This window comes from uncultured Bacteroides sp. (assembly GCF_902472605.1).
Taxonomy (GTDB): Bacteria; Bacteroidota; Bacteroidia; order Bacteroidales; family Bacteroidaceae; genus Phocaeicola.
The window spans coordinates 34,981-44,715 of the sequence record NZ_CABROP010000026.1 but is presented as its reverse complement, the minus strand read 5'-3'; the positions used below and the strand labels follow the sequence as shown (position 1 = coordinate 44,715).

Annotated in this window: 8 protein-coding genes; all 8 read left to right on the top strand. The window is 44.3% G+C overall.

All coding sequences use genetic code 11. From position 1 onward, the window contains the following. The first annotated feature begins 331 nt into the window (after positions 1–331). The 8 genes from RDP42_RS07735 (at position 332) to RDP42_RS07700 (ending at position 9,731) form a co-directional block, all read left to right on the top strand. Positions 332–922 (top strand): hypothetical protein, encoded by a 591-nt coding sequence (locus RDP42_RS07735; protein WP_308763221.1) that lies wholly within the window; start codon positions 332–334, stop codon positions 920–922. A gap of 9 nt (positions 923–931) precedes the next feature. Continuing rightward, positions 932–1,771, top strand: coding sequence for a DUF2764 family protein (locus RDP42_RS07730; RefSeq protein WP_308763220.1), 840 nt, complete (start codon positions 932–934; stop codon positions 1,769–1,771). A 15-nt stretch (positions 1,772–1,786) separates the two neighbouring features. Next, positions 1,787–3,544, top strand: a complete 1,758-nt coding sequence (locus tag RDP42_RS07725) for a V-type ATP synthase subunit A (protein WP_303916753.1) — start codon at positions 1,787–1,789, stop codon at positions 3,542–3,544. 24 nt (positions 3,545–3,568) lie between these two features. Further along, complete coding sequence (locus RDP42_RS07720) at positions 3,569–4,888, top strand: V-type ATP synthase subunit B (protein WP_148330952.1); 1,320 nt, start codon at positions 3,569–3,571, stop codon at positions 4,886–4,888. 17 nt (positions 4,889–4,905) lie between these two features. After that, positions 4,906–5,511 carry a V-type ATP synthase subunit D gene (locus tag RDP42_RS07715; protein WP_303916751.1) on the top strand — a complete coding sequence of 202 codons (606 nt, stop codon included), beginning with the start codon at positions 4,906–4,908 and terminating at the stop codon, positions 5,509–5,511. Next, positions 5,508–7,316 carry a V-type ATPase 116kDa subunit family protein gene (locus RDP42_RS07710; RefSeq protein WP_308763219.1) on the top strand — a complete coding sequence of 603 codons (1,809 nt, stop codon included), beginning with the start codon at positions 5,508–5,510 and terminating at the stop codon, positions 7,314–7,316. The genes RDP42_RS07715 and RDP42_RS07710 overlap by 4 nt, the downstream gene beginning before the upstream one ends. 40 nt (positions 7,317–7,356) lie before the next feature. After that, positions 7,357–7,818 carry a hypothetical protein gene (locus RDP42_RS07705; RefSeq protein ID WP_022353285.1) on the top strand — a complete coding sequence of 154 codons (462 nt, stop codon included), beginning with the start codon at positions 7,357–7,359 and terminating at the stop codon, positions 7,816–7,818. Between the two features lie 236 nt (positions 7,819–8,054). Next, the gene (locus RDP42_RS07700; RefSeq protein WP_308763218.1) at positions 8,055–9,731 is read left to right on the top strand and encodes a glycosyltransferase; all 1,677 of its coding nucleotides are present in this window, start codon (positions 8,055–8,057) and stop codon (positions 9,729–9,731) included. Positions 9,732–9,735: the final 4 nt, after the last annotated feature.

The window sequence follows — 9,735 nt, the reverse complement described above, 5'->3', positions numbered from 1 at the left end:
CGCCACGCCGATGGTACTGCGTACAAGTGGGAGAGTAGGTAGTCGCCGTTTTAGATAGAGCCCCGAGGCAGAAATGCTTCGGGGCTTTTTTTGTGCATCCTTCTTTCTCGGTTTTTCTATACTTTTGTTTGCTTAAGTCGTTGAAAACATGTACTTTGAACGGAATTAGAGGCTTTCCGCATTAAAAAGTCATAATTTAAGATTTTCATTTATTTTCAGTGTTCTCAGTTAAATATTCATGAGGAATATACTTGCTTTGAGTAAAAAAGTTGTTATATTTGGGCAACTAAAAAATCTTATAGGCAGTAATCTTTTATAAATATAAATCATCATGGAAAACAAAATTCAAGAGCTAACCGATAAAATCTACCGTGAAGGGGTAGAAAAAGGAAATGAGGAAGCTCAGCGACTGGTGAATGAAGCTCAGGCTCAGGCGGAGAAGCTGATTGAAGATGCGAAGAAACAGGCTGAAGTGATACTGGCCGATGCAAAAAAATCAGCTGATGAATTGACTGAAAACACGAAATCAGAGTTAAAACTTTTTGCAGGTCAGGCGGTGAATGCGTTGAAGACGGAAGTAGCCAATCTGCTGACTAACCAAACTGTGGAAGATGCAGTGAAAGGTTTTACTGCAGACAAGGAATTCCTTTATAAATTTATTCTGACTCTGGCTGAAAAATGGTCAGTTAATGAACCGATTGATATTTCAGTGAAAGATGCGGAAAGCTTGAAGAAATATTTTACCTCAAAGGCAAAGAATTTGCTGGATAAAGGTGTCACTATCACTCAGGTAAATGGAATGAAGATGTTGTTTTCCATTTCACCTGCAGATGGCTCTTATAAGGTGAATTTCGGAGAGGAAGAGTTTGAAAATTATTTTAAAGAATTCCTTCGTCCTCAGTTAGTTAAAATGTTGTTTTAATCCAATGGCATGAGCAACTATTATTACTTGGTGGCTGGCTTGCCTACTTTATCTTTGGATGATGGCAAGCTGAGCTATACCGTTGAAAACTTTAAATCTGAACTTTATCCTTCGTTGTCTGATAAGGACAAAAAACTGATCGATTTGTTTTACCTGAAATTTGATAATAGAAATCTACTTAAATTATTAAAGGATAAGGATGCGGGAGTGGACGAACGAGGAAATTTTTCTGCCGAAGATTTGCTTCTTCTGATAGAAGCTGTTCGTCAGGGGGATGCTCGTGAGAAAAAATTCCCTTCTTATTTATATGATTTTGTAGCATTGTATTTTCAGAATACAGGTGAAGAACATTTCGTTGCTGAGGAGGCACTTGCGGCTGCCTATTATGCGTACGCCATGAAATGTGGTAATCGTTTTGTGAGCCGTTGGTTTGAGTTCAGTCTGAATGTGAACAATATCCTTTCTGCTTTTATCTCACGTAAATATAAACTGGAAGTAGCTTCACGGATAGTGGGAGATACCGAGGTCTGTGAACTGTTGAGAACGTCGAATGCGCGTGATTTCGGCTTGGGTGAGCAGTTGGAGTATATGGAAGACTTGCAACGTATTGCAGAAATGGATGAACTGGTGGAACGAGAAAAGAAAACGGATTTGCTGGCTTGGAAATGGCTGGAAGACGAGTCATTTTTCAATTATTTCACGGTAGAGCGTCTGTTTGTCTTTTTGCTACAGCTGGAGATGATTGAACGCTGGATTTCACTGGACAAAGAAAAGGGAAGCGAACTGTTCCGTCAGATGATTCAGCATTTGAAGGAAGAGGTACAGATTCCGGAAGAGTTTAGAAAATAGTAAAAATAAAATAGAATGGCAACAAAAGGAACTGTGATAGGCGTTATCGCCAATATGGTTACATTAACCGTCGATGGTCCAGTGGCACAGAATGAAATCTGTTATATTTCGACCGGAGGCGACCGCCTGATGGCTGAGGTCATCAAAGTGGTGGGTAAAAATGTGTATGTACAGGTTTTTGAAAGTACACGTGGACTGAAAGTGGGTGCAGAAGCCGAATTTACGGGCCACATGCTGGAAGTTACATTGGGTCCGGGGATGCTTTCGAAAAACTATGATGGATTGCAGAACGACCTTGACAAAATGGAAGGGGTATTCTTGAAACGTGGCCAGTATACTTATCCGCTGGATAAAGAAAAGAAATGGTTATTTAAACCCATTGTAAAAGCGGGTGATGAAGTGGGGCCTTCTGCTTGGTTGGGTGAAGTGGAAGAAAATCATCAGCCATTGAAGATTATGGTACCTTTCCAGCTTCAGGGCACTTATAAGGTGAAATCCATTGTAGCGGAAGGTGAATATACGATAGAAGATACAATTGCAGTTTTGACGGACGTGGAAGGCAACGAGATTCCGGTGAATATGATTCAGAAATGGCCGGTGAAGAAGGCGATGACCAATTATAAAGAGAAGCCGCGTCCCTATAAACTGCTGGAAACGGGTGTACGTGTCATTGATACGATGAACCCGATAGTGGAAGGAGGTACGGGATTTATTCCGGGACCGTTTGGTACAGGAAAGACGGTGCTTCAGCACGCGATTTCCAAACAGGCTGAAGCGGATATCGTAATTATCGCAGCTTGTGGTGAGCGTGCTAACGAGGTCGTGGAAATCTTTACAGAGTTCCCGGAATTGGTAGACCCGCATACAGGACGGAAGCTGATGGAGCGTACGATTATCGTGGCCAATACTTCCAACATGCCGGTAGCTGCTCGTGAAGCCTCTGTGTACACGGCTATGACGATGGCTGAATTTTATCGCGCCATGGGATTGAAAGTCTTGCTGATGGCCGACTCTACTTCTCGTTGGGCACAGGCTTTGCGTGAAATGTCTAACCGTATGGAGGAACTTCCGGGACCAGATGCCTTCCCGATGGACCTTTCTGCTATTATTTCCAACTTCTATGGCCGTGCGGGCTATGTACATCTGAACAATGGACAGACGGGTTCCATTACTTTTATCGGTACGGTGTCACCGGCCGGTGGTAACTTGAAGGAACCGGTGACGGAAAATACGAAGAAGGTGGCCCGCTGTTTCTATGCCTTGGAGCAGGAACGTGCTGACCGTAAGCGTTATCCGGCTGTAAACCCGATTGATTCTTATTCCAAGTATCTGGAATACCCTGAATTTGAAGCTTATATTACAGAGCATATCAATGGAGAATGGATTGGCAAGGTGACAGAACTGAAGACGCGTTTGTTGCGTGGTAAGGAAATTGCCGAGCAGATCAACATCTTAGGTGATGACGGGGTACCTGTAGAATATCACGTGATTTTCTGGAAATCAGAACTGATTGACTTTGTGATTTTGCAGCAGGATGCGTTTGATGAGGTGGATGCAGTGACTCCGATGGAACGTCAGGAAGAAATCGTGAATATGGTGATTGATATTTGCCATACGGATTTCAGCTTCGACAATTTTGTGGAAGTGATGGACTACTTCAAGAAAATGATTAATATCTGCAAGCAGATGAACTATTCACCGTTCCGCTCTCCGCAGTACACGGAGTTCCGGAAACAGTTGCAGGAACTGGTGGATGAACGAAAAGTAAAATAAGTGAAATCAATAAATGGGTAGAAAATGGCGACAAAAGCTTTTCAAAAAATATATACAAAGATTAGCCAGATAACCAAGGCCACTTGTTCGCTGAAAGCGACGGGAGTAGGTTACGATGAACTGGCTATGGTGAACGGCAAGCTGGCGCAGGTGGTGAAGATTGCCGGTGATGAGGTGACTCTGCAGGTTTTTGAAGGTACGGAAGGTATTCCTACCAATGCAGAGGTCGTTTTCTTAGGTAAGTCTCCTACGCTGAAGGTGAGCGAGCAGCTGGCCGGACGTTTTTTCAATGCTTTCGGTGAACCGATTGACGGAGGGCCGGAGGTAGAAGGTACAGAAGTAGAAATTGGTGGCCCGTCGGTAAATCCGGTACGTCGTAAACAGCCTTCAGAGCTGATTGCAACGGGTATTGCCGGTATCGACTTGAACAATACCTTGGTATCCGGACAGAAGATTCCGTTCTTTGCCGACCCGGATCAGCCTTTCAACCAGGTAATGGCCAATGTGGCCTTGCGTGCACAGACTGACAAGATTATCCTGGGAGGTATGGGTATGACGAACGATGACTACCTTTATTTTAAGAATGTATTCTCGAATGCAGGTGCCCTCGATCGTATCATCAGTTTTGTGAATACCACGGAGAATCCGCCGGTAGAACGTCTGTTGATTCCGGATATGGCCTTGACCGCTGCTGAATATTTTGCGGTGGAGCACAATGAAAAGGTATTGGTGCTGCTGACGGATATGACTTCGTATGCCGATGCGTTGGCTATCGTGTCCAACCGTATGGATCAGATTCCTTCGAAGGACTCTATGCCGGGTTCACTCTATTCCGACTTGGCGAAGATTTACGAGAAAGCTGTACAGTTCCCGAGTGGAGGGTCTATCACGATTATTGCGGTGACTACCCTTTCGGGAGGAGATATTACACATGCAGTTCCGGATAATACAGGTTACATCACGGAAGGTCAGCTCTTCTTGCGTCGTGACAGCGACATCGGTAAGGTAATTGTCGATCCGTTCCGTTCATTGTCACGTTTGAAACAGCTGGTAAGCGGTAAGAAGACCCGTAAAGATCATCCGCAGGTGATGAATGCCGCCGTACGTCTGTATGCCGATGCCGCCAATGCCAAGACCAAGATGGAAAACGGTTTCGACCTGACCAATTACGATGAACGTGCGTTGGCTTTTGCCAAGGATTATGCCAACCAGTTGCTGGCCATCGATGTGAACCTGAACACAACCGAAATGTTGGATGTGACCTGGGGACTGTTCCGGAAATATTTCAAGCCGGAAGAGGTGAACATCAAGAAAGAATTCGTAGATCAGTATTGGAAGAAATAAAAATATAAGACTTTAAAATGGCAATAAAATTTCAGTATAACAAGACCTCTTTGCAACAGCTTGAAAAGCAGCTGAAGGTCCGTGTGCGTACGCTCCCTATCATTAAGAATAAGGAGAGTGCCCTGCGCATGGAAGTGAAACGCTGCAAGGAAGAAGCTGCCGGGCTGGAGGAACGACTGGAAGCGCAAATCTCCTCATACGAGCACATGCATGCCCTTTGGAATGAATTTGATGCCTCATTGGTAAGGGTAAAAGATGTGCATCTGGGTGTGAGGAAGATTGCAGGCGTCCGTGTTCCGTTGCTGGATGAGGTGGAGTTTGATATCCGGCCATTTAGCTTATTCTGTAGCCCGAAGTGGTATGCCGACGGTATTCATCTGTTGCAGAAACTTGCCGAAACAGCCATCGAAAGAGAGTTCACGCTGGCCAAGCTTGATTTGCTGGAACATGCGCGAAAGAAAACCACTCAGAAGGTAAACCTGTTTGAGAAGGTGCAGATACCGGGTTATCAGGATGCGCTGCGGAAAATCAAACGCTTTATGGAAGATGAGGAGAACTTGTCAAAATCCTCTCAGAAGATTTTGAAGTCTATTCAGGAGAAAAGAAAGGAGGCGGAAGTATGATTGCAAAAATGACAAAGGTTACTTTTTTGGTGTACCATAAAGAGTATGATTGTTTTTTGAAAAGTATCCGTGACCTGGGAGTCGTACATGTGGTGACAAAGGCGCAGGGAGGAGCTGAGAATGCTTCCTTGCAGGAGAGTATCCGCTTGTCGGCCCGGTATGCTTCTGCCATCAAGTTGTTGCAGGGAATGGGAGTGCCTTCTACTGAATCGCATAAAGGAGACGCAGACAGAGGAGAACAAGCCTTGCAGCAAACGGAAGAATTGCTTCATCAGTCGCAGCAACTTGCTCATCGCCTTCAGGCGGTAGAGAAAGAGGTGACGATGTTAGAACCGTGGGGCGATTTTGATCCGCAGAATATTTCCCGCTTACAGGCAGCCGGTTATCAGACAGGTTTTTATATCTGTTCGGAAAAGCAGCTCAAGCCGGAATGGACCGATTTGTATCATGCTACGGTGATTAATCAAATTGGTTCGAAGCTCTATTTTGTCACAATTACGAAAGGTGACACTGTGCCGGAACTGGAAGTGGAAACGGCTAAGTTGCCGGAAAATTCACTTTCTACTTTGCAACAGACCGTGACCGACTTAAAGGCTCAGCAGGAAACGCTTCAAAATAAATTGAAGGAACTGGCTGAAACCGTAATTCCGGATTTACAGGCTGCCCAGCATCGGGTACATTCGCAGATTGAGTTCTCGAAAGTCGTATTGAGTACCGATGCTTTGGCCGACAATAAGTTGATGTTGCTGGAGGGATGGATTCCGACGGAGCAAGTACCGGAAATGACCGAATATCTCCGTTCGCAGGAAGTCTATTACGAAACAGCAGCTCCACAGCCGGGGGATGATGTACCAATTCTATTGGAAAACAAAGGTTTTTTCCGGTTATTCGAACCAATCATGCGGTTGTATATGTTGCCGAAATACAACGAACTGGACTTGACTCCGTTCTTTGCCCCGTTCTTTATGTTGTTCTTCGGTCTTTGCTTGGGAGATTCCGGATATGGCTTGTTTATGTTGTTGGCTGTTACGCTATATCGTTTGTTTGCCAAGAAGTTGAGTGCCTCCATGAAGCCGATTCTGACTTTGGTGCAGATTCTGGGCGCTTCGACTATGGTGTGCGGACTGCTGACAGGTACCTGTTTCGGCTTTAACCTGTATGACATTCAATTGCCGTTCTTCCAGACTTTGAAAGAATCCATTTCGTTGGACAACCAGCAGATGTTCAATCTTTCACTGATCTTGGGAGGAGTACAGATTATTTTCGGTATGATTCTGAAAGCTGTCAATCAGACCATTCAGTTTGGCGTGAAATATGCCATCTCTACTATTGGCTGGATTCTGATTCTGGTCAGCACGGCGGTAGCTTTTGCGGCTCCGGGTGTGATGGCGATGGGCGGTACGTTGCATCTGATTTTCTTGGGCATAGGCGTACTGATGGCTTATCTGTACAATAGTCCGGATAAAAATGTGTTTGTCAATATCGGTTTAGGGCTGTGGGACAGCTATAACATGGCTACTGGTTTGTTAGGCGATGTCTTGTCGTATGTCCGTCTATTTGCCTTGGGGCTTTCCGGTGGTATTCTGGCCAGTGTATTCAATAGTTTGGCTGTCGGAATGAGTCCGGACAATGTGATAGCCGGTCCGATCGTCATGGTGCTGATATTTGTCATCGGCCATGCTATTAATATCTTTATGAATGTATTGGGTGCCATGGTGCATCCGATGCGTCTGACTTTCGTGGAATTCTTCAAGAATGCCGGATACGAAGGAGGAGGAAAGGAATACAAGCCTTTCAAAAATTAAAATAACAAAGTAATTAAAAACTAAAAAACAAATAATTATTATGGAAATGAATCTTTTGATTGCCTACATCGGCATCGCAATTATGGTTGGTTTGTCAGGTATCGGTAGTGCATATGGTGTAACCATTGCAGGTAATGCCTCCATTGGCGCATTGAAGAAAAATGACAGTGCGTTTGGTAACTTCTTGGTATTGACGGCCCTTCCGGGTACACAGGGTCTGTATGGTTTTGCCGGTTACTTTATGTTCCAGAGTATTTTTGGCGTATTGACTCCGGAGATTACGGCTATTCAGGCTTGTGCTGTGTTAGGTTCAGGTATCGGTCTGGGACTGGTTGCCTTGTTCTCTGCCATCCGTCAGGGACAGGTTTGTGCCAACGGTATTGCAGCCATCGGACAGGGACACAACGTATTTGGTAATACCCTGATTTTGGCAGTATTCCCTGAATTGTATGCTATTGTTGCTTTGGCAGCTACCTTCTTGATGGGATCTGCACTGGCATAAATTAGTGAATTATTCTGTATCCCCTTCATACGGTCGTCAGGCTGTCTGAAGGGGATTTCTTTTTCATTTTTGTTACATATACAAATTTCGTATTCTGTTGATAGTCTGATTGCTATGATACATTTGTCTATCTGTTATGTACAGAAACGAGGCTGTCGGCATAAAAAATTTTGTTTTTTTCTTCCGTTTCAATATTTTTTGTATCTTCGCGGTTGATTTAGAAGATATTAAAGACGATGATGAAACAGTTACTAACACCTGATTATATTTTCGAATCTAGTTGGGAAGTATGTAATAAAGTGGGTGGCATCTACACTGTATTGTCTACAAGAGCAAAAACCTTGCAGAACACTTTCCCTGATCGAATCTTTTTTATAGGACCAGATGTCTGGTTGGGTAAGGAAAATCCTATGTTCACCGAAGATCCGAAACTTTTGGAAGCGTGGAAAGAACATGCAGTCAAAAAGGACGGTCTGCAAATTCGGGTCGGACGATGGAATATTCCAGGGACCCCCATTGCAATCTTAGTGGATTTTACTCCTTTTTATAAAGATAAAAATGATATTTATACGCAAGCATGGCTTGACTATCATGTAGACTCCTTGCATGCCTATGGGGATTACGATGAAGCTTCCATGTTTTCGTATGCAGCCGGAAAGGTGGTCGAAAGTTTCTACAGGTACAATTTGACCATGACCGACAAGGTAATTTACCAGGCTCACGAGTGGATGACCGGAATGGGAGCCCTCTACGTGCAGAAACATGTACCGGAAATAGCCACAATCTTTACTACACACGCAACAACCATCGGACGTTCCATTGCCGGGAACAATAAACCCCTCTATGATTATTTATTCGCTTACAACGGTGACCAAATGGCCCGTGAACTGAATGTGGAGTCCAAGCATTCCATTGAGAAGCAGACTGCCCATTTTGTAGATTGTTTCACTACGGTCAGCGACATTACCAACAACGAATGCAAGGAATTGTTGGAAAAAGAAGCCGATGTGGTATTGATGAACGGTTTTGAAGATGATTTCGTTCCGAAAGGTGAAATGTTCGGAAAGAAACGAAAATATGCCAGAGCCTTGCTCCTGAATTTGGCCAACAAGCTGTTAGGTACGAAGATGGACGACGATACGTTGATTGTGGTTACCAGCGGACGCTATGAATTCAAGAACAAAGGTATCAATGTCTATCTGGAGGCCTTGAACCGTTTAACCCGTGAGAAGAACTTGACTCGTGAAGTCTTGGCTTTTGTCAATGTGCCAGGTTGGGTAGGCGAGGCGCGTGAAGACTTAAAGCAACGTCTGGAAAGTGATAAGGATTACGATACTCCCTTGGAGGTTCCTTTCATCACCCATTGGTTGCATAATATGAGTCACGACCAGGTTTTGGATATGTTGAAATATTTGAACATGTCGAATGCGGCTGATTCCAAGGTGAAGGTGATTTTTGTACCTTGCTACCTGGATGGAAAGGACGGCATATTGAACGAAGTGTATTATGACCTGCTTATTGGTGCCGACATGAGTGTGTATCCTTCTTATTATGAACCTTGGGGATATACGCCGTTGGAGAGTATTGCCTTCAAGGTGCCGACTGTGACAACCGATTTGGCAGGCTTTGGCTTGTGGGTGAACTCGCTGAAAGGACACTACGGTACGTTGCAAGACGGTGTGAAGGTGATTCATCGCACGGATTATAACTACTCGGAAGTGGCCGATGGAATTCGTGATACCATTACGGATTTCTCTAAACTGTCAGAATCGGAAGTGAACGTAATTCGTAACAATGCGGCAGATATCGCGGAAAAAGCTTTATGGAAACACTTTATCCGCTACTATTATGAGGCATACGACATCGCTTTGCGTAAGGCGCATGAACGTTGCAAATCCTATAAACAAAAATGAACTA

Bases quoted from the DNA above. Each gene is read 5' to 3' on its own strand.
- RDP42_RS07710 (WP_308763219.1), top strand. From the start codon at position 5,508: ATGATTGCAAAAATGACAAAGGTTACTTTTTTGGTGTACCATAAAGAG.
- RDP42_RS07735 (WP_308763221.1), top strand. From the start codon at position 332: ATGGAAAACAAAATTCAAGAGCTAACCGATAAAATCTACCGTGAAGGG.
- RDP42_RS07730 (WP_308763220.1), top strand. From the start codon at position 932: ATGAGCAACTATTATTACTTGGTGGCTGGCTTGCCTACTTTATCTTTG.
- RDP42_RS07715 (WP_303916751.1), top strand. From the start codon at position 4,906: ATGGCAATAAAATTTCAGTATAACAAGACCTCTTTGCAACAGCTTGAA.
- RDP42_RS07705 (WP_022353285.1), top strand. From the start codon at position 7,357: ATGGAAATGAATCTTTTGATTGCCTACATCGGCATCGCAATTATGGTT.
- RDP42_RS07700 (WP_308763218.1), top strand. From the start codon at position 8,055: ATGATGAAACAGTTACTAACACCTGATTATATTTTCGAATCTAGTTGG.
- RDP42_RS07725 (WP_303916753.1), top strand. From the start codon at position 1,787: ATGGCAACAAAAGGAACTGTGATAGGCGTTATCGCCAATATGGTTACA.
- RDP42_RS07720 (WP_148330952.1), top strand. From the start codon at position 3,569: ATGGCGACAAAAGCTTTTCAAAAAATATATACAAAGATTAGCCAGATA.